This window comes from Desulfosediminicola flagellatus (genome assembly GCF_005116655.2).
GTDB lineage: Bacteria > Desulfobacterota > Desulfobulbia > Desulfobulbales > Desulfocapsaceae > Desulfopila > Desulfopila flagellata.
Genome location: NZ_CP050698.1, coordinates 3,037,231 through 3,064,185 on the forward strand (window position 1 = coordinate 3,037,231; position 26,955 = coordinate 3,064,185).

17 protein-coding genes are annotated in these 26,955 nt (G+C 43.0%); 4 read left to right on the plus strand and 13 right to left on the minus strand.

The features are described from left to right. Positions 1 to 89 precede the first annotated feature (89 nt). Positions 90 to 1,136 (plus strand): quinolinate synthase NadA, encoded by a 1,047-nt coding sequence (gene nadA, locus FCL46_RS12690; protein ID WP_136808491.1) that lies wholly within the window; start codon positions 90 to 92, stop codon positions 1,134 to 1,136. A 72-nt stretch (positions 1,137 to 1,208) separates the two neighbouring features. On the opposite strand, the gene FCL46_RS12695 is transcribed toward nadA, so the two are convergent. Genes FCL46_RS12695 through FCL46_RS12705 form a run of 3 tightly spaced genes read right to left on the minus strand, consistent with a single transcriptional unit; the run spans position 1,209 to position 3,343 of the window. Further along, positions 1,209 to 1,733, minus strand: coding sequence for a shikimate kinase (locus tag FCL46_RS12695; RefSeq protein ID WP_136808492.1), 525 nt, complete (start codon positions 1,731 to 1,733; stop codon positions 1,209 to 1,211). Positions 1,734 to 1,770: 37 nt separating this feature from the next. Next, a complete protein-coding gene (locus FCL46_RS12700) occupies positions 1,771 to 2,883 on the minus strand; it encodes a tRNA-queuosine alpha-mannosyltransferase domain-containing protein (RefSeq protein WP_136808493.1) in 1,113 nt (370 codons plus the stop codon). Then, complete coding sequence (locus FCL46_RS12705; protein ID WP_136808494.1) at positions 2,852 to 3,343, minus strand: YkgJ family cysteine cluster protein; 492 nt, start codon at positions 3,341 to 3,343, stop codon at positions 2,852 to 2,854. Before FCL46_RS12705 ends, FCL46_RS12700 begins: the two co-directional genes overlap by 32 nt. A 96-nt stretch (positions 3,344 to 3,439) precedes the next feature. On the opposite strand from FCL46_RS12705, the gene FCL46_RS12710 reads away from it, so the two are divergent. After that, a complete protein-coding gene (locus tag FCL46_RS12710) occupies positions 3,440 to 4,258 on the plus strand; it encodes a pyruvate, water dikinase regulatory protein (RefSeq protein ID WP_136808495.1) in 819 nt (272 codons plus the stop codon). 149 nt (positions 4,259 to 4,407) lie between these two features. Next, positions 4,408 to 4,881 carry a YchJ family protein gene (locus tag FCL46_RS12715; protein ID WP_136808496.1) on the plus strand — a complete coding sequence of 158 codons (474 nt, stop codon included), beginning with the start codon at positions 4,408 to 4,410 and terminating at the stop codon, positions 4,879 to 4,881. 18 nt (positions 4,882 to 4,899) lie between these two features. Here the strand turns inward: FCL46_RS12715 and coaBC are convergent, their stop codons facing one another. The 10 genes from coaBC to FCL46_RS12765 all read right to left on the minus strand — a co-directional run bounded on the left by coaBC (position 4,900) and on the right by FCL46_RS12765 (position 17,224). Continuing rightward, on the minus strand, positions 4,900 to 6,126 hold the full coding sequence (gene coaBC, locus FCL46_RS12720; protein WP_136808497.1) for a bifunctional phosphopantothenoylcysteine decarboxylase/phosphopantothenate--cysteine ligase CoaBC: 1,227 nt from the start codon (positions 6,124 to 6,126) through the stop codon (positions 4,900 to 4,902). Positions 6,127 to 6,347: 221 nt separating this feature from the next. Then, positions 6,348 to 7,754: a sugar transferase gene (locus tag FCL46_RS12725; RefSeq protein WP_136808498.1), complete on the minus strand. Its 1,407-nt coding sequence runs from the start codon at positions 7,752 to 7,754 to the stop codon at positions 6,348 to 6,350. Between the two features lie 48 nt (positions 7,755 to 7,802). Further along, a complete protein-coding gene (locus tag FCL46_RS12730) occupies positions 7,803 to 8,732 on the minus strand; it encodes a glycosyltransferase family 2 protein (protein ID WP_167505934.1) in 930 nt (309 codons plus the stop codon). A gap of 95 nt (positions 8,733 to 8,827) precedes the next feature. After that, positions 8,828 to 9,649, minus strand: a complete 822-nt coding sequence (locus FCL46_RS12735; protein WP_136808500.1) for a glycosyltransferase — start codon at positions 9,647 to 9,649, stop codon at positions 8,828 to 8,830. A 668-nt stretch (positions 9,650 to 10,317) separates the two neighbouring features. Further along, complete coding sequence (locus tag FCL46_RS12740; protein ID WP_167505935.1) at positions 10,318 to 11,370, minus strand: glycosyltransferase family 2 protein; 1,053 nt, start codon at positions 11,368 to 11,370, stop codon at positions 10,318 to 10,320. Further along, positions 11,348 to 12,331 carry a glycosyltransferase family 2 protein gene (locus FCL46_RS12745; protein WP_136808502.1) on the minus strand — a complete coding sequence of 328 codons (984 nt, stop codon included), beginning with the start codon at positions 12,329 to 12,331 and terminating at the stop codon, positions 11,348 to 11,350. Before FCL46_RS12745 ends, FCL46_RS12740 begins: the two co-directional genes overlap by 23 nt. A 473-nt stretch (positions 12,332 to 12,804) precedes the next feature. Beyond that, positions 12,805 to 13,890: a lysylphosphatidylglycerol synthase transmembrane domain-containing protein gene (locus FCL46_RS12750; RefSeq protein ID WP_136808503.1), complete on the minus strand. Its 1,086-nt coding sequence runs from the start codon at positions 13,888 to 13,890 to the stop codon at positions 12,805 to 12,807. Positions 13,891 to 13,947: 57 nt separating this feature from the next. Next, on the minus strand, positions 13,948 to 14,196 hold the full coding sequence (locus FCL46_RS12755) for a hypothetical protein (RefSeq protein ID WP_136808504.1): 249 nt from the start codon (positions 14,194 to 14,196) through the stop codon (positions 13,948 to 13,950). Between the two features lie 22 nt (positions 14,197 to 14,218). Beyond that, positions 14,219 to 16,276 carry an HAD family hydrolase gene (locus tag FCL46_RS12760; protein ID WP_136808505.1) on the minus strand — a complete coding sequence of 686 codons (2,058 nt, stop codon included), beginning with the start codon at positions 16,274 to 16,276 and terminating at the stop codon, positions 14,219 to 14,221. Between the two features lie 33 nt (positions 16,277 to 16,309). Further along, positions 16,310 to 17,224 carry a glycosyltransferase family 2 protein gene (locus tag FCL46_RS12765; RefSeq protein WP_136808506.1) on the minus strand — a complete coding sequence of 305 codons (915 nt, stop codon included), beginning with the start codon at positions 17,222 to 17,224 and terminating at the stop codon, positions 16,310 to 16,312. A 986-nt stretch (positions 17,225 to 18,210) separates the two neighbouring features. On the opposite strand from FCL46_RS12765, the gene FCL46_RS12770 reads away from it, so the two are divergent. Continuing rightward, a complete protein-coding gene (locus tag FCL46_RS12770) occupies positions 18,211 to 26,919 on the plus strand; it encodes a discoidin domain-containing protein (protein WP_176371604.1) in 8,709 nt (2,902 codons plus the stop codon). Positions 26,920 to 26,955 lie beyond the last annotated feature (36 nt).

Sequence of the window (26,955 nt, forward strand, 5' to 3'; positions counted from 1 at the left end):
CCTGATTGTGCCATTGCCAGCCATTCAGCACTTCGTAATTGCTTCGGCGTCATTTCTATTAATACGCGTAATTCCAGAAGGTCTTTTATATGTCTTTAAATAAAGTGGACTCTCCAGCCATCCCTAACGTTTATGTTCCTGACAATCCAGTATGGCCATCCTTAACAAAAACTGAAGTGCTGGATCTCAAAAATCAGATTAAATCATTGCTTAAAGAACACAATGCAGTTCTTGTCGCGCATTACTACACTGACGGCCTCCTTCAGGACCTTGCTGAGGAAACAGGCGGGTGTGTAGCTGATTCATTAGAAATGGCACGGTTCGGGGCTGAACAATCTGCAGAAACACTTGTTGTTTGCGGTGTTCGTTTTATGGGGGAGACTTCTAAGATACTCAACATTGAGAAACGTGTTCTGATGCCTGATCTTGCTGCAACCTGTTCTCTTGACGAGGGTTGCCCTGCCGACATGTTTACCAATTACTGCGATCAGTTTCCAGACCACACCGTTGTTGTCTATGCCAACACCAGTGCTGAGGTGAAGGCTCGATCAGACTGGGTAGTTACATCTGGAATCGCCCTCCCAATCGTAAAACACCTTGCAGAAAAAGGTGAAAAAATACTTTGGGGTCCAGATAAACACCTGGGCAGATACGTGCAGCGTTTAACTGGTGCAGAAATGATATTCTGGCCAGGCTCCTGTGTTGTTCATGAAGAGTTTCGATCTGTAGCTCTTGAGAGAATGCGTAAGCTTCATCCTGAAGCCGCTATTCTTGTCCATCCTGAATCACCTGAACAAGTTGTTGACCAGGCGGATGTTATCGGCTCAACAACCGCACTTATCAATGCAGTGAAAACCATGGACCGCAAAGAGTTCATTGTGGCAACAGATGCTGGCATCTTTAATAAAATGCGGCAGGTAGCGCCGGATAAGATTCTGCTTGAAGCCCCCACCATGGGAGAAGGAGCCACATGCCAAAGCTGTGCACGATGCCCGTGGATGGGAATGAACTCCTTACAAAACCTTGCAGAAGTGCTCAAGTCAGGCAGTAATGAAATCCATATCACAGCTGAGCTCGCCGAAAAAGCACGCATACCCATTCAACGGATGCTCGATTTTGCAAAAACAATGAAATAAGATACTAGCTGTTTCTTAGCGTGTATAGCAACAGGGGCGAGCAACACTACTGCTCGCCCCTGCACTATATGTTTATCGGGCAAGCCTCTCAACTATCTCTTCTGCAACCCTATTTAACGAACGCTCAGCCACATATATTTCAATCTCAGCCAAATCCCGATATATCGGCAACCTGCTCTCAAATAATTTACGGGCAGCCTCCAGGTTCTGGAGCAACGGCCTTTTCCGTATTTTCTTTTCAGCATTAGGATGATTCTCTATCCCTTTAATGATTGAGTCAAAATCAGAATGCAGATAAACTATTGTCCCGATATCCCTGATGTTTGGAACATTTATAAAACCGCCACCAGTTGATATTATCGAGCCTGTAACATTTTTTTCCAACCAAACAGCAGTTTTTCGCTCTAAAGATCTGAAGGCCTGCTCCCCTTCATCTCGAAATATTCTTTTGATCTTATTATTGGAAAAACTCTCGATAAGATCATCACAATCCAGCGCATACATTCCTGTTTTTTCAGCCAGCACACGTGCTGTACGCCCTTTGCCAACTCCCATAAAACCAATAAGGACAATATTTTTATTTTTATCAGCACACATATTTTTATTTCTTTTGTAAGTTCTTGATGGTTGATCTCTATTCATCACAGGCGGTGCTACCAAACAGCCAGTCACGATATTTTTCTGCAATATTTACCCATCCATACGACTCTGTCAAATCTTCTGATTCTTTGCGAGACATCCTTTTACTACTGCCAAGCAGGCGCTCCAGCGTATTTTCAAAACTACTGTCTGAATATAAAAATTCTTCAGGAAATAGTTCGGGGTAAGAGAGTCGATCAGGTAATAGCGGCACACACCCTGCTCTAACTGCCTCTAAAACAGAAATACCGAAAAACTCATGATGAGCGGTCGATACTACAATATCACCTTGCTTAAGCAACTCCCCGTATGCTTTTGCGGATTCAGCATAACCATAGTGAATTATCTGTTCAGATAACTCCTCTTTTCCCTCAACAAAACATTCGGGCATGTTTTTAAATGATTCTCCGAGCACAATAAGGCGAAAATCGATTCCTTTGTTTTTTAATGAATATAACGCTGCAAAAAACTCATCAGGATTTTTATCGTGTTCCCACCGATGATTCCAGACAATAACCGGACTGCCATTTCTACAACAATCCGGTGCAGCGTCAATGTGGCTAAAATCAATGCCTGGATGCAGAACAATACTTTTATCCCTGACACCATCATGCCAATCAATAATCGACATATCTGCAGCCTTTTTAACAAAAAAATAACTCCTGTCTAAAAAGGTATTCATGTTGTAAGCGGAGTTGAATGCAAGACGATCAGAAGCAAGTGCAGTCGTGAAATTTATAGCAGTAAACTGCTGGATGCCCTTATCCGGAACTCGACCAGGATAAGCGAATTGATTTTCGTGAAAGTATGTGCAAAACTGTGTTTTAGGATTCCAGCCTTTCACTTGACCGACGAGGGCCCGTAACACTGCGACATTTACAAAGGTAGAACATAAAACGGTATCAAAATAGCGGGCTTCAGGCTCTAACGCAGATATCTGCGAAACAAACCATGGTGCAGACATCTGCATCCGCATTTTCCATTTTCGAGCAGGCAGGCTAATGAGCTTAAAATCACACTCTATATTCTCCAAAAGTCCGTCAAGGAATGCTTGATGAGACCCACCATAATATGGCTCAATTACCAGTATTCTTTTTCTTTTTTTCATCTAATATGTCCAGTTCCTTTTTTAGTACCGTTGCAAAGGAAGTTATTTCCCTGAACAGGTAGCCACACTTAACCGGCACCTCTCCACCAGTAAAATAGAGATTCGTATCAGGAAAATTCCGACATATAGGCAATCTGTTTTCATGGTCTTTACAGATACCTGCCGTGGTAAACCAGGAACAGGAAAACAAAAGAAACCCCTGAGAATCGCGACCAACTACTGTAAAACGGGAATATTCAGGATGTTTTTCAACAACCCTGTAAAATTCTTTCTCTTTTCGTAACCATCTGCCATTAGCTTCAAGGCATATTCTTCTACAGCACCTTCCACACATGAGACAGTTACCTTCAATTACTACCTTTTTCCTGCGTAATTTCAAATGGAAAAAACGTATCCAGCCTAGCAGGGAATACTTTCTAAAATCCGCCAATACGTCATATAAGCTTTTCTTATCCATCATGCTTTTCCATTGAACAGGGAGGTTATCCAAGGTAAGGTTAAGGAACGCGTCAAGCAGTGAAAATACGAAAATGAAAACCGCATTGGAGACATATGCATGTGGAAGTCTAAAGATGTTTATTATGTTTCCGGAAACACGGGTATTCTCGCAAAGGATATGGGAAAAGCCCTGCTCTGCCAGTTTCCGGAAGTAAATTTTAATGAAGAACGCATACCGTTTATACGCACCGAGTCCCAGGCTAAAAAAGCACTAGAACGCATATTACAACAGTCAGCAGGGCGTTACCCTATTATCTTTTCCACACTCTTTAGTAAAAATCTTAATAAAATTTTCGATATACCCGAAGTTGAGTTCCTCAACATCTGTGATCACTTTCTGGTACGGCTTGAGGAAATTCTTGAGGCAAAGGCAATCAGGGAACCGGGAACCGCACGTGTAATGGACGATTCCGCTATGAATAAGCGCGTAAATGCCATTCACTATTCGATCGCCCATGACGATGGTACTGCTACCCAGGACTATGACGAAGCCGATCTTATTATCGTTGGAGTTTCCCGCTCTGGTAAAACTCCTGTTTCGGTGTTTCTGGCAACGCAGATGGGAATTAAAACAGCAAATTTCCCTCTCGTTGACGACAATCTGCATTCGTGCAGATTACCACCTGAAATCATACGTAATAAAAGCAGAGTTGTAGGCTTGTCCACAACCCCTGAAATGCTCAATTCCTTTAGGGAAAAACGCTATCAGGGCAGCACGTATGCCAAAATCGCAACCTGCTCGACAGAACTCAAACAATCTGATCAGATATTCCTCAAATATCAGATCCCTGTTGTGTTCTCAGATGGTCGATCTATCGAGGAGACTGCTACCCAGGTTGCCCAGGAGCTCAAACTAAAAACTGCACCGGATCATTAATTTCTTTTTAACATCCACGCCCCGATCTGATTTAATAGAAGACACCGCTTATACAAATCACGTTTCTTAATCGGGGCATAAAAGAAGTGCGTCCATGTCCTCCGCATAAGCACAATCTTCATCTCCGGGCTTTATTGCCCTGAAATATCATGACAATAAAAACTGCACCCTGCTTCTGCTGCAGCGAAAAACCCTTTAGTGAGTGCTGTGAACCCGTTTTACAGGATCACTCTAAAGCTTTGACGCCGCATACACTTATGCGCTCTCGCTACACTGCGTATATACTCGAAAATGAACCATACCTGCTCACAACATGGGACCCTTCGACACGACCCAAAAAGCTTTCTCTCGATGAAAACCCTGTAAAGTGGCTCAAGTTATCAGTCCATTCATATAGCGATGTCGATGAAAAGAGTAAAACAGGAGAAGTAAAATTCTCTGCTCAATTCCTGGACAAAGATCACCTCTGCACGATGGTAGAAACCAGCAGGTTTGTCCGCCATGGAGCACTGTGGTATTATCTTGATGGCCTGAACGAGATTAACCGCGAAAAGCTTGCCCGTAACGGAAACTGCCCCTGTGGATCAGGTAAAAAATTCAAACGCTGTTGTCTGATCAAATAATCACGTAGATATCATTTTTCACTTAGACAGTTCTGATCGTTGCTCTCTAGAGCAGATGTCTACAACTCTGTCGAGAAGCATATCCGCAATTCGTTCCTTCGAGACCAACGGAAGATTTTCAGAACCATCTGCGGTAAGCAGCAGCAGTTGATTATTATCTACTTCAAAACCTGTAGAATCTGACTTGATATTATTAACTGCTATCATATCCAGATTTTTAGCCTGAAGCTTTTTACGTCCTTCCTTCTCAAGCCGTGAACTTTCTGCTGCAAAACCTATCAGCACTTGTCCTTCTTTTTTTCTGCGTCCAAGTTCTTTGAGGATATCCGGATTTTTTTCAAGCTCAAGGCTTCCTTTGATCTGCTCTTTTTTGACTTTTTCATCAAAGATCGTCCTTGCTCGGTAATCAGAAACTGCTGCAGATTTGATTATTATTCTAGAACTACTTGCGTATTCCATAACAGCATCATGCATTTCAATTGCTGTCTGAATATCGATGCGCTTTACCCCAAGAGGGGCTGTAAGTGATGTTGGACCTGATACCAGGGTAACCTCAGCACCACGCCTGTAAGCGGCACGAGCCACTGCAAAACCCATCTTTCCTGAAGATCTGTTGCTTAAGAATCTTGCAGGATCAATCGGTTCCCGCGTCGGCCCTGCTGTAACAAGTACAGATTTTCCAGATAAATCGTGATTACTGAGAGCCCTTTGAAAAATATCGTCAACCTGATCCCATTCAGGCAGTCGCCCCTTGCCTTCTTCCTTGCAGGCCATCATTCCCTCATCAGGGTCAATGACCGTATATCCAAAGGATTTCAATTTTTCGAGATTGAGTTGTGTAGCAGGATGACTGAACATACGTGTATTCATTGCCGGACAAATATAGACAGGTGCCCTGGCTGCCAGAACAGTTGTGGAAAGGAGATCTTCAGCCATGCCGTTTGCAAGCCTGGCAATTGTCTGAGCACTCGCAGGTGCGATAATGATAATATCAGCCTCTCTGCCAAGATTTATATGAGCCATCACCTCACTGCTCTCAGTTTCAAACATATCAGTGTGAACCTTCTCGCCTGATAATGCACTAAACGTTAGAGGTGTAACAAACTGTCTGGCAGACTCTGTCATTATAACTGAAACTAGAGCTTCGGCCTTTGCCAGCGTACTCACCCAGCCGGCAACCTTAAATGCTGCAACACTTCCGGTAACTCCGATGAGTATTCTCTTTCCGGCATATACCCTGGCCATAATTACTCCTGCTTTACAATACTGAATCTCTTTAAACACAAAAAAGCATACCACTATTTCAGGGGTATGCTTCTGCTAAAAATACACTCTATAATATATCAAAAAAAACCGGTTCGACCCGGGTAACGTACTTACTCCCTGATAAGACTCCTATAGTAATTGCTTCAACTTAATGTGCAACTAAAACAGGCGGTGTAATGCATATCTCTTAACACCACGCCTCACTTTCCGTTTCGTTTAAACATCGTGACTATTGTCTGACCGATTATCTTGATATCTGTCCACAATGAATAATTGAGAATATACCAGTCGTCCATCTGCACCCGCTCAGTATAATTATCAACATCGGATCGTTTACCGACCTGCCATGGACCTGTGATTCCCGGCTTCATTGAGCAATACCGCCCGGCACTTTCTTTATAAAAGTTATCAAGTTCACAACCAACTATCGGCCGTGCTCCAACAACACTCATTTCACCTTTGAGCACGTTGAAAAACTGGGGAAACTCATCCAGACTCACCTTACGCAAGAACCTCCCTATTGCAGTCACTCGCGGATCATTTCTCAGCTTGAATCTATTCTGCCATTCCTCACGCAGTGTCTCATCCTGCTGAAGAATGGTCTCAAGCTCGTTATCAGCACCCACTCTCATTGTTCGGAACTTCAAACAGTTGAATTTTCTACCAGTAACTGTAATACGTTCGTGAGCGTAGAAAATCGGGCCACCATCCGACACCTTAATAGCAAGAGCTACCATGAGTGTTAACGGGAGTGAAAAGATCAATACCATCACTGAAAAAACAATATCGAAACTTCGCTTCCATTCTGTGTGTGGATTGAAGTTCAAAATGATCAACTCGCCAAGAGACTGGAGTTCAGCATGATGAATCCCAAAAAGATACAAATCAGGTATAAGATAAATCTTCGCCCCTAGTGAACGGCACTCACGGAGTATCTTAAATATCATCTGTTCTGCCCGCATAGGCAGTGCAATATACACATAATCAATATCATTCTGATCAAGATACCCCTGCATTTCATCAATGGTTCCGATGACTGGTATATCCATCACCTCGGTTATTTTTTCATCCTTTCTCACATCATCAAAGAAGCCAAGCACTTCAATACCAGCCCATGGCATAGCTTCAATTTCCTTCACCAGCGTCACACCTAGTTCACCTGCGCCGACAACAACTGCTCTTCGGACGTTTTTACCATTATTTCTTATCCTGCGAAGCATCGCACGAGCGAATACGTGTAAAAGAAAGATGAGAGCTGGTGTGCTGAGCGACCAGATAAGAAATACTACTCTGGAATAGGCGTGAGATATTTTGAATATAAAAAAGTAAAACAATAGAATACCGACAACCATGACCCAGGCTTTTAAAATGGCAAGCAGTTCGAGGTAAAACTTCCCACCACGCCAGGATCGATAGAGTTGCACTGATTGAAAGGAAACAAAACAGAGTATAAATGTCAGTACTGTAAGACGTGAATAGTAGATATTCCAAGGTATACTGTACCACTTGACCAGTGCTACCATATACCCGACACATAACAGGCAATCAACGAAATGCAACAATCTGGCAATCAGTGAACTTTGTTCTCGTAGATTGGTCGCGACCATAAAATTTAGTGTTTGGTAATCCTATTTATTTAAAAAGGTGAATGGAATTCAATCAGGCTTTCTGCCTTTTTTCCACCAGGCCTGATGCATGCTCAGCCCCGGTACTACTTCACCTGGAATCTTCTGATAATTTCTGCCGGCCTTATACCCTATAAACTTCATCATCGTACGGGCCATAAAATCTGCAGTCTTTACATACTCCTTCTTCTGCAGCAGATTATTCATGCCTGAACGGACATATTCGACACCGCGATTTTCAGCCTTCCCAAAATCATTAAAAAGAAGTGCTTCGACAGTATGCAGCACGCCGATGTCAAAAGAGCGTTTAAACTCCTGAACGATTTTATAATTATGGCTATGATAAACAGCTGCATCACTCACATATTTAATCGTATATCCTTTCTGCAGAAGTCTTCCTGCCGCGCAGGTGTCTTCACCGAAAATAAGACCATCCTTAAAATAGCCGACATCTGTAAGGGTTGATTTTCGGTATGCTGCAAACGAATTTGAAGTAAAGATTGTTCGTATCCCCAGCTTCTCCTTATCGTCATACTCTCTGGTATCAGGCTTATCAGGGTAATTGAAAGCACGTAGATGGGCAGCAGCAAAATCCGCATCTTCGTTTGGCAACTGTCTGCCATACGTCATTGCCAGCTTCTCATCGTCAACAAACGGTGCTATGAGCTTTTCAATAGCATCATTCGCTGCTGGAATTGCATCCTGAGTCATAAATACAAGAATATCGCCAGTTGCTTCCTCAGCCATACGCGTACGTGTTCCACCATGATCGAACTCTGATTGCGGGATTATGGTTACAGATGCCCCATAGTCTCTACATACGCTGACAGTAGCATCTTTTGATGATGAATCCACAACCAGAATCTCTTCTGGTATAACAGTCTGCTTCTCTAATACCTGAAACAGTTTAGTCAGTGTCTTGGCGCCATTATATGTTGGTATTATTATAGATAATTTCACACTACTCCCTGGTAACAGAAAAAGAGTGATTTTGGTGCTTACAGGTTAACTGATACAGATTCACAATTTATGTATCTCCTCGTAGCATACGAGCATTAAATTTTCACATACCGTACGAGAATGTATTTCATGACTGCCCACAGCATATACGGAGATGGATGCTTTCTGTAGAGAAGCATCTCACTTTTCGATGCTACTTCTCGTAAGAATACTTGTACATCCCGTCGTTTTCGCTTCCAGCCTCTGCCGTGATACGCAACAAGTTGAGGCTCAAAAAGCAACTTCCACCCATGCTTTCGCAATCGTATGGAAAATTCGATATCTTCTTTGTACAAAAAGAAATCCGGGTCAAAGATATACCCACTCATTGCCGCAAGCGCTTCAGGCCTGCAGGCGAGCAAGGCACCACAAACGGCAGGAAGAAACTGCCGCGGTCTGTTTATGCCAGCGTACCTGACTCCGTGGTCTCTATCGTACCAGCGACCATACCATTTCCTGAATACTCCGGTTGAATCAATATATTCTGTTGGTTTAGAAGAGTTCATGTCGTAACCAACAAGAACACCCGAAACAACACCCGCTTCAGGTGTATTTTTTAATAACGTTAAGGCTTTCTCCAGATATTTGTCCGGAAGTACTGTATCCGGATTCAAAAACACAACCATTTCGGTATCTGCAGATACAGCTTGATAGCCTATGTTATTTGCTTGAGAAAAACCAACATTCGAGGTTCGTATTAATCTGAAAGCATACCGATCTGCCAACTGGTCAAGATACCCGGTTTCTGTTGAGCCACTATCTACGACTATAAGATTGAGAGAGCATCCACTCTGATTTTCAAGCGCGCCCAAGCATTGTGGCAGCTCATGAGCTGAATTGTGGGATACTATAATCGCTGAAACAATAGGTATACTCATCGAATTTTAGTATTCGCCCATTCCCTGTTCTGACACCGGATTTCTTACGACCGAAAATCATCACCTGAACAAACTGCATTTACAACTGTTTCACGAGTTTTTCAATTACAAACACACGCTCAGAACAGCTATTTCAATATTGTTCGAACATATATTTCAACTGATGTTTGCCTAACCGCCCGAAAAGCATTGCGATTCACCCTGTTGTCAGGCGTAATGCTCTTCGCAAATTTTTTTTTGCAACCGGATTATCCTGCTGTTGTTATCTCTTCGTATACCTTCTCCTCAGTATTTTATAATCAAACACTGACTGGAAGTAATGCTTGTTGTACCCCTCTCCCAAAAACGGCAAAAATCACCCTGTTTATATTTACAGGCTGTCTTTTAAGCTGTTCTAAGTCACATGCGACAAATAAAGGATGTTATACTTTCAGAAAAACGCATTGCCATCCAACCAACATTGACCATCCGGAATATGCGCTAAGTTAAGTCTGCCACAAACAAAATAAATAATGAAGGGTAGAATTAAAAAAAATTCACTTTTTAGTTACACTATCTATAAATATTTATTTACTTGAAGTATCCACATTTAATGACGACACTGTAAGCATTATATAATTTATGAAAACAACAGGTAGATGTGTGTGGATTACCAGCATAAGAGCAGATCAAAGAAAAATCTTATTGTATGTCTCAAGAAGAAAATTTCCTTTGCCTAAAGCTTTTCTACGATTCATTATTGACTTCACTGCTTCCCTCTCGCTTAACGTCAACTCACCTCCAAAGGCTTTTATGGAAATAGCATGAGAGGAATTAATCAGTTCCCGTTTTTGCTGCATCAATTTCACCTGTTTTACGGCTTCACGTAGTCCTTTAAAATAGGCGTTAAGCTGTCCCTTTTTACATACAAATAAAAACCACATTAACTGGTAAATAACAATAACAGGAAAAAACCTGAAGAGCAAAGAAACAGGATAGTTTTTCACTAAAACATTAATATTATTTTTGGTTGATAAACGAATTGTAAACGGGTTAATTTTTGATCCGGAAGTTGCACTGCCGATATGGTAGACTTTGGCCGCGGCAAGATATTTACATTTCAATCCTGCACGTACTGCCCGCATATTTATATCAAGGTCTTCGAGGTAGGCAAAGAAATCTTCATCAAATAATCCTACTACTGAGAAAAATCTGCTGCTGTAAAGTGCTGCGCCAGCACATGCACCAAAAACATCACGGTCCGTATCGTACTGCCCGGTGTCCTTTTCGAGTGTTCCTACACGGTATCCTACACCACCGCGCAACACAGCGTCACCTGCACCATCAAACACCATACGCTCGTGATAGCTCATCATCCTGATGCTGAATGAATCGTATTCTTTGTAGGTTTCAATAGCATGAATCATCATCTCAACACATTGCTCTTCAACTTCAATATCATTATTGAGCAGCATGATCCAATCAGATTCGGATTGGCGTATTCCTTCGTTAACAGCCACGCTGAATCCACGATTTTCAGAAAACGATATGACCTTTACCTGTGGAAATTCACTACGAACAAACGGTAACGAGTCATCTTCAGATCCGTTGTCAACCACAGTAATGCAAAACTCCCGGCAGGTTTGCCTTGATAATGAATGCAAACATTCAGCCAGGAGTTCTTTACCATTCCAGTTAGGAATGATTATTTCAATCGTGCTATGAGGAGACAGGCTCTTCATTGTCGACCCTCGCAAACTTCTTGTCACCGATAACCCTACGCACATGATACACAGGTTTATTCTGTGCTTCATGGTAAGTCCTGGCTTGAAGTTCTGCTAATAACCCCATCGTAATAAATTGAAAACCAATGAATATCAGCATCACAGCAAGCAGCAATAATGGGCGATCGCCAAGAGGTACACCAAAGAACTGCTTCTGAACGGTTAAAACAGCTGCAATTGCGACACCTAGACCACCAGATAATACCCCCATAAGACCAAACACCTGAATTGGTCTCGTTGCGTAACTGAGCAGGAATTTCACTGTCAACAGGTCAAGAACAACCCGTAATGTACGTGAAATACCATATTTAGTTGCACCAAATCTACGCGCACGATGGTTAACTTTTACCTCTGTAAAATCAATGCCCATGCCACTTGCAATAGCGGGAATAAATCTATGCATCTCGCCATAAAGCTTTACGCATTTAATTACATCTTTATGAAAAGCTTTAAGTGTACACCCATAATCGTGAAGGCTCACACCGGTTGTCAGAGAAATAATCTTGTTTGCAATCATTGATGGTAACTTACGATTAATAAACGCATCCTTACGATCATGTCGCCAACCGGTAACGACATCGTACCCTTCCCGCACTTTTTGCAATAACAATGGAATATCATGTGGATCATTTTGCAAATCCGCATCCATAGTAATGATAACCTCGCCGCGAGCGTAATCAAAACCTGCAGCCATTGCCGCTGTCTGACCAAAGTTTCTTCTAAAGGATACGATAGTTACATTGTCATCACCGGCCTGTATTTCCTCTAAAATCGTTAAGCTTCTATCAGTGCTGCCATCGTCTATAAAGATTATCTCATGTTTATCCTCTAGTGAGACCAGCACCTCTTTCAACTCGTCATACAGCAGTTGAATATTGTCCTCTTCATTTAAAAGCGGTATCACAACAGAAAGTAGCACGGACCCCTCTCCCTCTAGATAGAGTTATCTATTTTCGCTCAACGTATCTGACCGCAATCCGTGGTCATCATAAGCCACAAGAACCATACGATTTAGCATGGTGTTCGAGTGTGCTCGTGTTCGTATTTCCAGGTAACTGTAATTACAGGGTAACACTCTGGAGCACACTGAAGACAAACATATGTAAATCAGCAAACTCGCATCATCCACACTTTACGGCAGAGTGCTATACAACCTATTGATAATGAATTATAAATATGATCAATGGAGCATTCATTCCAGACAATCTTTTCGTCAGGAGTGCTGTTATTCTTACTACTATTTTTCCTGACAAGCAAATGATTTCTGTCAAGATTTACCGTTGTTGGCAGATATACCTGATGTAATCAAACCCCAGAGATCAACATTGGAGATACAGGGCATGGACGACTGCCCTTTTAAATCGCAATTTTCAAATGCAATCGCATGCCCTACTACCTTGCATGATTGTGTAATTCCTTCAGCTCATCAAGTTCGGCACCATTACTACTTTTATACGACAGGTAAAATCCTAGACCAAGTATACCTAAACTCAGCATTTTCAACCGCAGCAACAACCCCATAGCAAGAGACTCAGCACCCGGTACACCAATTAGGAGAAAATACCCGACGAATATCGATTCGAAATATCCAAGATTACCAAGCAGTGTTACAGGGACATGTGCTACTAAAAGCGCGGGAGGAACAAGCACGCACACACCAAGGAAACTGATGTCTACTGAAAAGGCCTTAAAAGCAATAAAGACATTCACCATTGTAAGAAAATAAAACGCAACAGTCAGCGCAACGAGCTTTACCAAATAGCTCTTATCACTTCCCATTGCCGTAATAGCAATCTCAAGTCCGGATCTGATTTTTTTGGCTTTATCAACGATAATTTCAGTAACTTTTTCTAAACATTTTGCTATCTTCCCTTTTACTTTCAATTCACCAGCTTTTTCTGAACTGACAAATAGCCCTGGTAATTTGATTATACAATTGTTCAGCCATGAGTCCCGACTACCTGCATAAAACAAAAATGCAAAGAGAATAAGTGCACAACAGCCACCGACAGCCGGCAAATAGATGAATGGATTTACGTAGAGATCAATTCTGAATAGAGGCATTACGATAACCAGAACACACAAAAAAAGTATGCCTGTAAATCTTTCAAGAAATACAGAAACTGCTGCATACGCCTGATCGTTAATACGTTTACCAGCATAAAAGGATCGTACAACATCACCACCCACTGTAGATGGCAAAAAATTAGAAAAGAAATATCCAACAAAATACATTTTCAAGAGTTGCCACATCGGCACCCTGACTCGGCCTTTATCAAGCAAAAGTTTCCATTTGGCACAACTCACACAGAGCATCACTGGTGTCAGGCAAAATGATCCAACAAAATAGCCCCAATGGATTCGTGAAAAGACATCTATCAACTCATTGGTTTTCACAAATGAAAGAAGAACTGCAAAAAAGGCAATACTGCAAAGCGCTTTGGCAGTAATTTTTAGAGCTGGTTTTATATTTTTCATTGTTGATTAACCTGCTCTTCTTTTGGAGTTATTTAATACGGAAAACGACATGCATCATTAGATGATCTTGTTAACAATCCGTTTCATCAGGTTGTAGATCGAATTAGCACGCTGCTCATTACGAACCTGGAACCAGAAAGCCAACCCTGAAAAATGGTGGAGAATTCCAAGCACGAGCAGACAACGCAGATTGGGCCCGCTACTGAAATTACCAAGTGGTACAAAACGGGAAAGCACATACGTTCTGCCAACCCTAAGTGTTTCATTGCCTGTAATGTCAAATTTTTTACTCAATATCTTTTCCATTTCCCTTACCTTGCTCGTGTAGTTACTCACGAATACGTGCACGCAGATGCCCGATAAAAAGCCTCGTCCGTAACAACGGACTGAACCGAATCGCAAAAAGCGGATACTGCCAGAGGCTGGTTAGCTTTCCTGCTCCACTTTTTTTGGGCAGTTTATGTTGGCCATGGAAATCATCAAGATGATGTTTATGGCGGATAGCTGCAACCTCCCGTGCCTTTGGAAAGGCCAGTTTGCTCACCAGTAGATAATTAAACCATGGTTTATAATCATGAAGAGAATAACCAAGCAATGATGATGCCGCCCCATATCGTTCTGCACCGTCAAGTAGCCCTTGCTGTAAAGGGGCGAAATACTCATCCTGCTCTAACTCTGCACGTCCTACCGAATCGTCAGTCTGACGAAAATCAAGCTCATAACCGTCATCTGTGAGCGTATATCCGTTGAGTGTTGCATGGGGAGCCCGACACGCTTCTTCAAAGACATCTTGCGCCAGAAGCAAAGTACTTCCTGCCATGTCAAATTTGTGTTTGTCGTAGATAATTCCTTCAAGGTTATTATCAGGAGTTGCAGGAAACTCGATACCCCGTGTTGCTCCAAGCAAGTAACCGAAGATTCTGGGACAATCCGTCCTATGCTGTATAGCCTCATGGAGAAATCGTTGAATAGTACCAAGCCATCCTATATCTACTACAGCAATCTGTTTATGGTCAAAAACACCTGCATCCTCAAAATAGCGCTGCATCGCTTCGCTTGATGGTCGAACCTGTAATTTAACTTCCGCTTGAAAAGCTTCATCATCCAGGAGTTGTTCAAACGCGACCTGATGATCGGGACTATATCCGTCATGCATTGGGCTTAAGCAGGTATCGATGCGGAGCCCGAATCGTTCAAGTATAGGTATAAATTTGCCGCAATCAAATTTATAAATTCGGCATATATCTCTAAAGTCCCTGTTGCCAGGAGGCAAAAAAGCAATGTGGGCATTAACTCGGGTTAAGCCTTGATAGGCACAACTCGCGCCAGCCAGCGCCATTCTACTCACATAGAGGTATTCAATCTCAGGCAAACCACCCTGAGGGTAGAGTGCAGGCATTGCCTTTTCCCAAAAGCGTTTAAACGTGTACCCTTCACGCGAGAGGAAAAATATCTTCTTCACTCCTGCAGCAATACATTTCTCAGCAATCTGCTGTACAAACCCACCAATAATAGGTGCTAGAAAAGTATACCCCTCACGATACAATGCAGGCTTTGCAATGTTCTCACCCTCGTGCGGTTGCATGAGTTGCTGTAATGCCCTGCCCCTCCAGAACGGTAATCCTTTAGAGTAATTGAGATATCTCTTTGTTATTGATTTTCGTTGTTTCTCTGAAGCATCGTTTAGAATGATAGCGTTGATTCCATATTCAGACGGCCTTAAGCCATCTGAAATCGGGTTATCACCAACATGCAACCATCCTTTTTTCTGCAGATCGTATTTTTTTTCGAGATAGGGAAAGGCATTACCTGAAGCTTTGGCCAGAAAAGTGTCTGCCGACGAGATAACATCTTCCACACAGTCAAGAAAGCCAGCACGCTCAACAAGTGTTCGTAAATTCTCTGCGGGCAGATAAATATCTGAAACCACGAAAACACGTTTGCCCATATCAGAGAGTTCGATAAGCCACGCAACGAGTTCAGCACGTGGTACTATCATCTGCGACTCCATGAACATTTCGTATTCGGTAACTTCATGAAGAAGACTATCTACATCGTCACGATTAAAAATATGCTGGAGAAGTTCTTTCATGAAGTGAGGGTAACATGCTTCATGATCGTCAAACTGTTTTCCGGTTTCAGCGCGATGCTGAGATTCAATTTCGTCACGAAGAAGTTGAACTCGTTCGGGTGACACTACAATGCCATCAGCTTCAGCTTTGGTCGCAATAAAGCGTGCGACTGGCAGTTTGACAAGATCCGGATCATGGACCCGCCGAATTACCAGCGTATCAAAAAGATCAAATGTGACTACCTGAAGATCATCTTGAACAGCTTTGCCAGCTTCTATAAGAGACTTCAGTGAAAAGTATTTATTAAAGCTCATTCATGTAATCCTGAGTAAAATCGGGTTGCCGGATCAAGCCAGCTTTTTTCGGAACCAGATATTCAAACTATCAATCAGTTCCCGCAAAGCAGGTCGTACTCCCCTGCTAATGTGCTGAGGCTCAAGAATGTTTCGTACTTCGGTCAATTCCTGCTCAAGCTCGACCAGGCGTGACGAACCCGCATCAACGATTTCCTGAAGTTCCTCAGGAATTCTTTTAAGCATATATTTTTTTATCAGGTCGCGGTCCTGTTCACGGCCGATTATTGCAGCTTCACCCAGTGTGTTCCCTGAATGAATCCTGTAGTAGACCAGTTTTTCGTTATCGAGATAGTGTACTGCTCCTGGGCAGGAAAGCATCAAACGAAAAATGTAGTCATAGTCGTGAAGGTATCGGAGTGAACAGAATTCCCCTACTTTTTTCATTGCCTCTGCAGTCATAAACAGGTTGGAAGTTGTAACCATAAGGTTACCATGTAAAAATACAGAATAGAGATCGCCACAGGTCTTGTAGAACGTTCTGTTTTTCTCGTGCCACTGGTTCCAGCCAAAGGATGGAGATGTAAATTCCTTGCCGTCATCACCAATGGGGATAACATCGGTAATTATTGCCTGGGAGCGATGTTCATGCTGATATGCAACGAGTTTTTCAAGTCGGTCTGTGGTGTATATATCATCTGAATTGAGGATAGATATATACTTCCCCTTTGCCATGCCAAGACCTCTATTGATGGTATTAAACGCATCCCTGTTTTCCTGGTAGGTATACGACAATCGCTTATCATCGTAACTTTGCACGATATCACCTGTGCTGTCACGTGAACCATCGTCTATGACTATCAGTTCAAAATCATCCAGTGTTTGCTGCAATACACTATCGACAGCTGGACCAATAAATTTTTCATGATTATATGCCGGTATTACAACCGATACCAAAGGCGAAGCCATGCAGTTATACACCCCTCTTTAAGTGCTTTTTGTAAATCATGTCAGTTATCAGTGCGTATATATAAAGATAATTATAGCGAGCTTCAGCTCGTCTTTAGTGGCTGTACTATTAATTCCTGCCCAATTTTGAGAACCGTTCTTTCTGATTTTTCGTCTAGACTCGTCTAGAAAAATTTCAAGGTATTATCAGTCTCTTTAATACGCATACGTTGTTTACCTTCATTATGCAGATATCTGATTTCACCACCAATACACCTACAAGTCAGGCACACTATAACCTTTCCCTACCATTTCTGCTCCACCTTTCTATAACGAAACAGATGTAAGCACTATATACACTGAACTCAGCACCTAACAGCCTAACATTCAACTCAATAACATTGTTCATATCTAACCACAACAGAAGATGTCTACGTCAAAAGCAATTATTAGCATTGAACCCACATACACGGAAATCTATGTTGTCATCTGCAACAATTTGATTTCATGAGATTTTCATTCTAGACATTAAGCAAAACACAATCATCTGCGCTGTCCAAATTACTATCAAGACATTGTTTCCTTTGAAATGTCATATGACCATCGTCCCAATCCTCAGTAATCCGCATATAGAATAACGGAAATACATTTTATCGTATTATTGGATGTTTGAATCATGATTTCAGAAAAATTCCGTACTGATCATGCACCTTTCATGATCCTCTTCCTTGCCCGATTCGTTTCACCTCAGCCCATAAATTCATATCAGGCATCGTTCTTGCTGAACATCAGTATTATTGGCTTTTTTTATTAATGGTATTTACTCAACCACCTCAACAAACACCTCAATACCAATGTGTTAACAGATCAACAAGAAACGGTCTGATGACATGTTTGGGTTTCAGAGAAAAGATTTGAATTTCATTTAAGTAATTCAAATTCAGTAACTGAGATAAGTAAACGAAAGTTGATTGTTGTAAATCTCTACCCGAATTCTTGGTGATTGCATGAAAAATGTAAAACTCATAGCAGTAATTTCACTTTTAGCAATATCTGCTGGAATATTTACATTTCTTTTAACAAAAGATGATCATCAAACCACATCTGCCCTTCCTGTCCATGCAGACAATGCTGATGTTTCAGCAAATCTGTCACCAGAGAACACACCTCAATCGAAAAATACTGGTGTTCTTTCCAAGGATTATCACAAAAAAACGCCGACAGAAAATGGACGAAAAGCTTCCGGCACAAACACCACTCATGCTCATGTAGATACGACGAGTTCAAACTACATCGCCTCTGCCCCTGCTCAATTATTTACAGATCCCAAATCTCTGGTCTCTAACCCGAATGGAATCCTCCTTCAGAGGGGAGGATTTGACACATCACTTGGACAGGTTGAACTACCTGAAACACTGAAATTTGATCCGAAAAATACACCGCCCGGAATCCCCATACGATATTTGGTACAGTTCTCAGGTCCGGTCATTACCGAGTGGAAAAAAGCTGTTGAAAATGCAGGCGGTCTGATTGGTAACTATATACCGAACAATACTTTCATAGTAAGCATGACCTCAGAAACAAAAGATAGTGTGGCACAATTGTCTTTTGTTCAATGGATTGATTATTACCATCCGGCTTACAAAATTTCTAAAGATCTGATTGAGAAAAATGCCAATGTCCTCAGTGACGCGAAAAGAGATGATTCAAGCCGTTCACAAACACCTGATGAAAACAACTCTGCTCTTCATAACCCCTCTATAATAAAAGCTGACAGCGCTACAACCCAAACCGGGTCAGGAAATGATACAGTTTCCATTCCTGAAAACATATTACTGACCGTCCAGACCTTTGAAAACGGTAAACTACCTGCCCTCTATTCTCTTGTAGAATCGACAGATGTCGCTACGGTTGTAGACTCAAGCGATTCAAGAAAAAGCAGAGTACTTATCGAGGTTTTTGCTGACAGTCTTGATTACGCCTTGGAGTTACTGTCTCAATCACAAGATATAGAATGGATAGAACCTTACGTTCCACCTACCCTGAATAATGATACGATGCATTGGGTTGTCCAAAGTAACGTTTCAAATGAGAATCCGCTCTGGGATAAAGGATTGACAGGAGCAGGGCAGATTGTAGGTGTCGGTGATACAGGGCTAGATGTTGATATGGCCTTTTTCTGGGATGGAGTACAAGGTATTCCCACCAGCACTGTAAACAATGAACAGCGAAAGGTATTATCGTATCACGACCTGGCAGGAAATGGCGATTGGGACGCTCATGATCATGGGACCCATGTGGCCGGGACGATTGCCGGAAAATCCTTAGGTCCCAATGCATCCTACAACGGAGTAGCATACGATGCCAAACTTGTTATTCAGGATATTGGCTATGGTGGATCTCTTACTGGAATTCCCAACGACCTGAATCCCTACTTTCAACAGGCATATAACGATGGTGCCAGAATCCATTCCAACTCCTGGGGTGCTGCTGTTGGCGGTGCATACACCTCAATGTCCCAGGATGCCGATGAGTTTATGTGGAACCATAAGGATTTCCTGATTGTTTTTTCTGCGGGTAATTCCGGCTCTGCCGTAGACACTATAGGATCTCCGGGAACGGCAAAAAACGTTCTTACTTCGGGAGCCAGTGAAAACGCACACGCTGGCTACAACCAGGAAGATGTAGCATATTTTTCCAGCAACGGACCAACTGATGACGGCCGAATCAAGCCAACGGTTACTGCTCCCGGTCATTATATATCGTCAGCAAACAGTGACGGGAATATAACCACATTTAATTCAGACATCCGGACTATGAGCGGCACGAGCATGTCTGCCCCTGCACATGCTGGTAGTGCGACATTGGTCCGACAGTATTTTGTTGAGGGTTACTATCCTTCAGGTAGTGCTAATGGAACAGATTCTATCAATCCAAGTGCTGCACTCGTTAAAGCCATTCTCGTCAACAGCGCTGTTAACATGACGGGGGAATATACAGATGGTCCGATCCCCAGTACAGGACAGGGATGGGGACGAATACTACTTGATAATACGCTCCTATTCTCAGGCGACAGTCACACCTTATACGTAGATGACAATCATACAGGATTGAACACCAGTGAAGAAAAAATATATACCTTTTATGCAAGCGGAAATGAACGTGTAAAAATCTCACTTACCTGGACAGACTACTTTCCCTCACTTAGTTCAGCAATACAACTTGTAAACGATCTAGATCTTATTGTTGACGGTCCCAAAGGAACATTGCTTGGAAACGTATTTGCAAATGGTGTTTCAACATCTGGCGGAAACAATGACAGATTAAACGTACTGGAAAACATCCTCATTCCAGATCCTATAGAAGGCATTTATACAGTCACAATCCGTGCTCATAACGTTCCGAATGGCCCACAACCCTTTGCACTTGTAGCTACCGGTGTTTCATCAGGGTCCAGCGTTGGCACAATATCATTTGATAAACAATATTACCAACCAGGATCGACGGCAATACTAACAGTTACCGATCTTGATCTCGATATAACAGACGGTCTTGATACCGCTATAGTGAAAATCTCTTCAACGAACGATACCGGTCAAGATATAGTTTTAACAGAAACTACAGTGAATTCCGGCAGTTTTAAAGGAAGTTTTATCGTAGAATCAGTAGTACAGGTGGCAGAAGGCGATACTCTTACTGCATCATATTTTGATGCAGATAGTGGAGCGGGAAGTGGCGAAAATGTAGCAGATACAGCAGAAATAGACATTACATATCCAACCATCGCCAATATTCAATCAATTGGTATTAGTCATAAAACGGCGACGGTTACATGGACGACCAATGAAAAATCAACATCAGTTCTGCTCTATAGGGTTAAAGGTGACACAGAGTGGACAGAAAAGTTATCAGCATCATTGCTCGACCACACTATTCAGCTTGAGAACCTAACGTCCTCAACAAGTTACGAATTTTTAATCCAGGCAACTGACCAGGCTGGCAACACTGTTCTTGATGATAACAATGGACAATTCTACACGTTCTTTACAGACATTGAATATGTTTTCTGGTCAGACACAGCAGAGGTTGGTTCTACAAAATTTGCTCTCACAGGTGGGTCAAACACCGCTGGAGAAAACGGGCTCTGGCATGTAAGTGACTACTATGGTTGGAAATCGGAACCTACCTCCTGGTACTACGGCTTAGAATCTACATATACCTATGAAACCGGTTACCATAACTGGGGCCATATAACCACAGTTGAACCAATCGACTTGCAAGGCTTGGAAAGTGCAGAACTGCGATTCAAACATTACCTAAAAACAGAGAAGCTGTCTTATTATGACACAGCGCGAGTACAAATTTCCGAGGACAATGTAAACTTCACCACCCTCTACCAATCAGTATATTCAGCGACATTTTGGGAGGAGGTACAGATTGACCTGAGTTCCTATGTGGGTAAATCTGTATATATCCGATTCTATTTTGATACTGTTGACGGGCTGTACAATAATTATATGGGCTGGCTGGTTGATGATATTGAGGTTGTGACGTTTATTCCAGATGACGGTATCGCACCATCAACACCAGTAAATCCGATTATTTCCGACCCCGGCGATACCTCTCTAAATATCAGCTGGGATGCCAATATTGAGACGGATCTCGCCGGCTACAACATCTATCGTAATGCAGCACTACTCAATACAGTTCTTGTCACCGGCACCTCTTATAGAGACACAGACACAGTCCACGGTACCGATTACAGCTACGAAGTTACTGCTGTCGATAAATCCGGCAAGGAAAGCCCACACAGTAGTTCCGTCTCGGCAACAGCAGGCAAACCGGGAATTCCGACCGGCGTAACTTCCTCAAGCGGCAATACAGAGGTAACCCTCTCCTGGAATGCTAATAATGAAGCTGACCTGCAGGGCTATTTCATCTATACAGCGGATGCAGATGCCACAAGCGATGATGTGGCACTGCAATCTGCCGGTGCTTCGGTCATATCTAACCTCACCAGCGGCAGCAAAGCTGCACTTATTGATGGAGTTACCACTGTCCACACCAGTTATGGTGCTGTTAAATGGCCAGGGGATTTTATCCTTGATCTGGGCAAGGTGGTTAACATCAGCGGCATCGGCATACACAACTACGACAAGGACTCCCGGTACCAGAGATATACAGTGGCTGCCTCTGTAGATAATAGTACCTTCACTCAGGTTATCGACCGCTCCGGGGGCCAGAACAAAGGCTATCTTGAAGATGATATCTCGCCGGTAGTGGCCAGGTTCATCAAGATCAGAGCACTGTTTAATTCCGTAGGGCCAAACGTTGTATTGAAAGAGATCAAGGTCTTCCCTCAACCTTTCACCAAAATCAATACGTCTCCACTCATGGCTACTACCCTTACCATACCGAACCTTACCAATGGCGAAAATTATAGCTTTGCTGTAGGGGCGGTAGACAGTTTTGGCAACACAGGAGCATTATCCGATCCAGTCAACGGTGTACCTGATGACGGTATTGCACCTCTACCACCTGTAAATCCCGGCATTTCCGACCCCGGCGATACCTCTCTAAATATCAGCTGGGATGCCAATATTGAGACGGATCTCGCCGGCTACAACATCTATCGTAATGCAGCACTACTCAATACAGTTCTTGTCACCGGCACCTCTTATAGAGACACAGACACAGTCTACGGTACCGATTACAGCTACGAGATTACTGCTGTCGATAAATCCGGCAAGGAAAGCCCACACAGTAGTTCCGTCTCGGCAACAGTTGGCAAACCGGGAATTCCGACCGGCATAACCTCCTCAAGCGGCAATACACAGGTAACCCTCTCCTGGAATGCTAATAATGAAGCTGACCTGCAGGGCTATTTCATCTATACAGCGGATGCAGATGCCACAAGCTATGATGTGGCACTGCAATCTGCCGGTGCTTCGGTCATCTCTAACCTTACCAGCGGCAGCAAAGCTGCACTTATTGATGGAGTTACCACCGTCCACACCAGTTATGGTGCTGTTAAATGGCCAGGGGATTTTATCCTTGATCTGGGCAAGGTGGTTAACATCAGCGGCATCGGCCTACACAACTACGACAAGGACTCCCGGTACCAGAGATATACAGTGGCTGCCTCTGTAGATAATAGCACCTACACCCAGGTTATCGACCGCTCCGGGGGCCAGAACAAAGGCTATCTTGAAGATGATATCTCGCCGGTAGTGGCCAGGTTCATCAAGATCAGAGCACTGTTTAATTCCGTAGGGCCAAACGTTGTATTGAAAGAGATCAAGGTCTTCCCTCAACCTTTCACCAAAATCAATACGTCTCCACTCATGGCTACTACCCTTACCATACCGAACCTTACCAATGGCGAAAATTATAGCTTTGCTGTAGGGGCGGTAGACAGTTTTGGCAACACAGGAGCATTATCCGATCCAGTCAACGGTGTACCTGATGACGGTATTGCACCTCTACCACCTGTAAATCCCGGCATTTCCGACCCCGGCGATACCTCTCTAAATATCAGCTGGGATGCCAATATTGAGACGGATCTCGCCGGCTACAACATCTATCGTAATGCAGCACTACTCAATACAGTTCTTGTCACCGGCACCTCTTATAGAGACACAGACACAGTCTACGGTACCGATTACAGCTACGAGATTACTGCTGTCGATAAATCCGGCAAGGAAAGCCCACACAGTAGTTCCGTCTCGGCAACAGTTGGCAAACCGGGAATTCCGACCGGCATAACCTCCTCAAGCGGCAATACACAGGTAACCCTCTCCTGGAATGCTAATAATGAAGCTGACCTGCAGGGCTATTTCATCTATACAGCGGATGCAGATGCCACAAGCTATGATGTGGCACTGCAATCTGCCGGTGCTTCGGTCATCTCTAACCTTACCAGCGGCAGCAAAGCTGCACTTATTGATGGAGTTACCACCGTCCACACCAGTTATGGTGCTGTTAAATGGCCAGGGGATTTTATCCTTGATCTGGGCAAGGTGGTTAACATCAGCGGCATCGGCCTACACAACTACGACAAGGACTCCCGGTACCAGAGATATACAGTGGCTGCCTCTGTAGATAATAGCACCTACACCCAGGTTATCGACCGCTCCGGGGGCCAGAACAAAAGCTATCTTGAAGATGATATCTCGCCGGTAGAGGCCAGGTTCATCAAGATCAGAGCACTGTTTAATTCCGTAGGGCCAAACGTTGTATTCAAAGAGATCAAGGTCTTCTCTCAACCTTTCACCAAAATCAATACGTCTCCACTCACGACTACTACCCTTAACATACCGAACCTTACCAATGGCGAAAATTATAGCTTTGCTGTAGGGGCGGTGGACAGTTTTGGCAACACAGGAGCATTATCCGATCCAGTCAACGGTGTACCTGATGACGGTATTGCACCTGCACCACCTGTAAATCCCGGCATTTCCGACCCCGGCGATACCTCTCTAAATATCAGCTGGAATGCCAATATTGAAACTGATCTCGCCGGCTACAACATCTATCGTAATGCAGCACTACTCAATACAGCTCTTGTCACCGGCACCTCTTATAGAGACACCGACACAGTCAACGGTACCGATTACAGCTACGAGATTACTGCTGTCGATAAATCCGGCAAGGAAAGCCCACACAGTAGTTCCGTCTCGGCAACAGCAGGCAAACCGGGAATTCCGACCGGCGTAACCTCCTCAAGCGGCAATACACAGGTAACCCTCTCCTGGAATGCTAATAATGAAGCTGACCTGCAGGGCTATTTCATCTATACAGCGGATGCAGATGCCACAAGCGATGATGTGGCACTGCAATCTGCCGGTGCTTCGGTCATCTCTAACCTCACCAGCGGCAGCAAAGCTGCACTTATTGATGGAGTTACCACCGTCCACACCAGTTATGGTGCTGTTAAATGGCCAGGGGATTTTATCCTTGATCTGGGCAAGGTGGTTAACATCAGCGGCATCGGCCTACACAACTACGATAAGGACTCCCGGTACCAGAGATATACAGTGGCTGCCTCTGTAGATAATAGCGCCTACACCCAGGTTATCGACCGCTCCGGGGGCCAGAACAAAGGCTATCTTGAAGATGATATCTCGCCGGTAGAGGCCAGGTTCATCAAGATCAGAGCACTGTTTAATTCCGTAGGGCCAAACGTTGTATTCAAAGAGATTAAGGTCTTCCCTCAACCTTTCACCAAAATCAATACGTCTCCACTCACGGCAACTACATTCACCGTCTCAGGACTCAGTAACGGCACTGAGTACAGCTTTGCTGTTGGTGCCGTTGACTCTTTTAATAATGTTAGCAAAACATCCGATATTGAGAGTTCAATTCCAGTTCTAGATACAGATGGAGATAATATTCCTGATGAATGGGAAGTTTCTAACGGACTAGATCCTAACAATCCATTTGACGGATCGTCAGACAGTGATGGTGATGGACTATCGAATTTTGAAGAATACCAAAATAATATGGATCCATTATCTACAGATACTGATAGTGATGGCATCATAGATTATCTTGAAGTTTTTCAAGGAACCAACTTATCCCTGCAAATCGATTCAGATAATGATGGATTAAGTGATAATGATGAAACCATACTCTATAAGACAGATCCTTTTGATTGGGATTCTGATAACGATATGCTCTCAGATCTACGTGAAATTGTTGAAGGGACTGACCCCAACAGATATTCTCCGATTAATGCTTCACCAGATCCGGTTTTTGATTATTACACTTGGACACTACCAAAAGAATCCTCACCTGTAAAACTCGGACTACCAGCTAATTCGGATGATTTTGTATTTAATGCTGATGCAGGAATTACTGGTTTTGGAGTTCATCTGAGAAGGCAGATAAAAGGTATGGATTATGTCTGGTTCGACCTTAAAGCAAATACGCCAATATTTAGTTGGGCTGATGGAATTGTTAATGACATCACTGTTGACGATCAAGGACTCTACACTATAACGATTGATTACGGATCAAATCTAACAGGTTGGCACGCCAGTATTTCTGACACAAATCTTTCAATCGGCCAAGCCATTACTCAGGGGATGCCTATCGGCTTTGGCATGAATCGTGAGAAGGGGTCTGAATCATCAGCCTTTGGACTTATTGATGCTGGAAGAACTGATGGACCTGCAGCGATAGGCGGTGGAGTTCTAGTATCACCTTTTGATTACCTGAGCGATAAAGCCAAAGTAACTCTTATAAACGTTTATAAGCGACAGGTCATTGACAAATATGATCCTTCAGTTGAAACATCACTTGTCTGGGGATTTTCACCATACCAACCATACTTGACCAACAAACTCATGCTGCACAAAGATAAGCATGGAATGCTTTCAGGTGTATGGCAAATAGCCGAAGGCGAATTACCTCACGATCCTCTAAAAGACATACTGACATTTATAGAATCTGATGGTTCATTTCTTCTTGGAAATGTCGTATTTGGCATTAATGCCGACAATTCAGATAGCAATCTGAATCATATAGAGGGCCCTTTTGATGCAAATTATTCTGAAGGTACAGTTACGTTTCCAACTATAGAAGGTGTAACATACACTTTCCCATTCATCATCAATGAGGCTACATCACCTACAACTCTTACGATAAAACTTCATGAAACCAACTCAGACGGAGAGCTAATCGAAAAAAGAATCATCTACCATTTGGTAGAATAGAAAAGTAGAATGGGATAAGTTGTGTTTGTTCAAACA

What these genes read in the sequence shown, in the direction of transcription:
- FCL46_RS12715 (WP_136808496.1), top strand. Translation starts at nt 4,408, where the DNA reads ATGACAATAAAAACTGCACCCTGCTTCTGCTGCAGCGAAAAACCCTTT.
- FCL46_RS12750 (WP_136808503.1), bottom strand. Translation starts at nt 13,890, where the DNA reads ATGAAAAATATAAAACCAGCTCTAAAAATTACTGCCAAAGCGCTTTGC.
- FCL46_RS12695 (WP_136808492.1), bottom strand. Translation starts at nt 1,733, where the DNA reads ATGTGTGCTGATAAAAATAAAAATATTGTCCTTATTGGTTTTATGGGA.
- FCL46_RS12735 (WP_136808500.1), bottom strand. Translation starts at nt 9,649, where the DNA reads ATGAGTATACCTATTGTTTCAGCGATTATAGTATCCCACAATTCAGCT.
- FCL46_RS12710 (WP_136808495.1), top strand. Translation starts at nt 3,440, where the DNA reads ATGTGGAAGTCTAAAGATGTTTATTATGTTTCCGGAAACACGGGTATT.
- nadA (WP_136808491.1), top strand. Translation starts at nt 90, where the DNA reads ATGTCTTTAAATAAAGTGGACTCTCCAGCCATCCCTAACGTTTATGTT.
- FCL46_RS12765 (WP_136808506.1), bottom strand. Translation starts at nt 17,224, where the DNA reads ATGGCTTCGCCTTTGGTATCGGTTGTAATACCGGCATATAATCATGAA.
- FCL46_RS12725 (WP_136808498.1), bottom strand. Translation starts at nt 7,754, where the DNA reads ATGGTCGCGACCAATCTACGAGAACAAAGTTCACTGATTGCCAGATTG.
- FCL46_RS12705 (WP_136808494.1), bottom strand. Translation starts at nt 3,343, where the DNA reads ATGATGGATAAGAAAAGCTTATATGACGTATTGGCGGATTTTAGAAAG.
- coaBC (WP_136808497.1), bottom strand. Translation starts at nt 6,126, where the DNA reads ATGGCCAGGGTATATGCCGGAAAGAGAATACTCATCGGAGTTACCGGA.
- FCL46_RS12700 (WP_136808493.1), bottom strand. Translation starts at nt 2,883, where the DNA reads ATGAAAAAAAGAAAAAGAATACTGGTAATTGAGCCATATTATGGTGGG.
- FCL46_RS12770 (WP_176371604.1), top strand. Translation starts at nt 18,211, where the DNA reads ATGAAAAATGTAAAACTCATAGCAGTAATTTCACTTTTAGCAATATCT.
- FCL46_RS12755 (WP_136808504.1), bottom strand. Translation starts at nt 14,196, where the DNA reads ATGGAAAAGATATTGAGTAAAAAATTTGACATTACAGGCAATGAAACA.
- FCL46_RS12740 (WP_167505935.1), bottom strand. Translation starts at nt 11,370, where the DNA reads ATGAAGAGCCTGTCTCCTCATAGCACGATTGAAATAATCATTCCTAAC.
- FCL46_RS12760 (WP_136808505.1), bottom strand. Translation starts at nt 16,276, where the DNA reads ATGAGCTTTAATAAATACTTTTCACTGAAGTCTCTTATAGAAGCTGGC.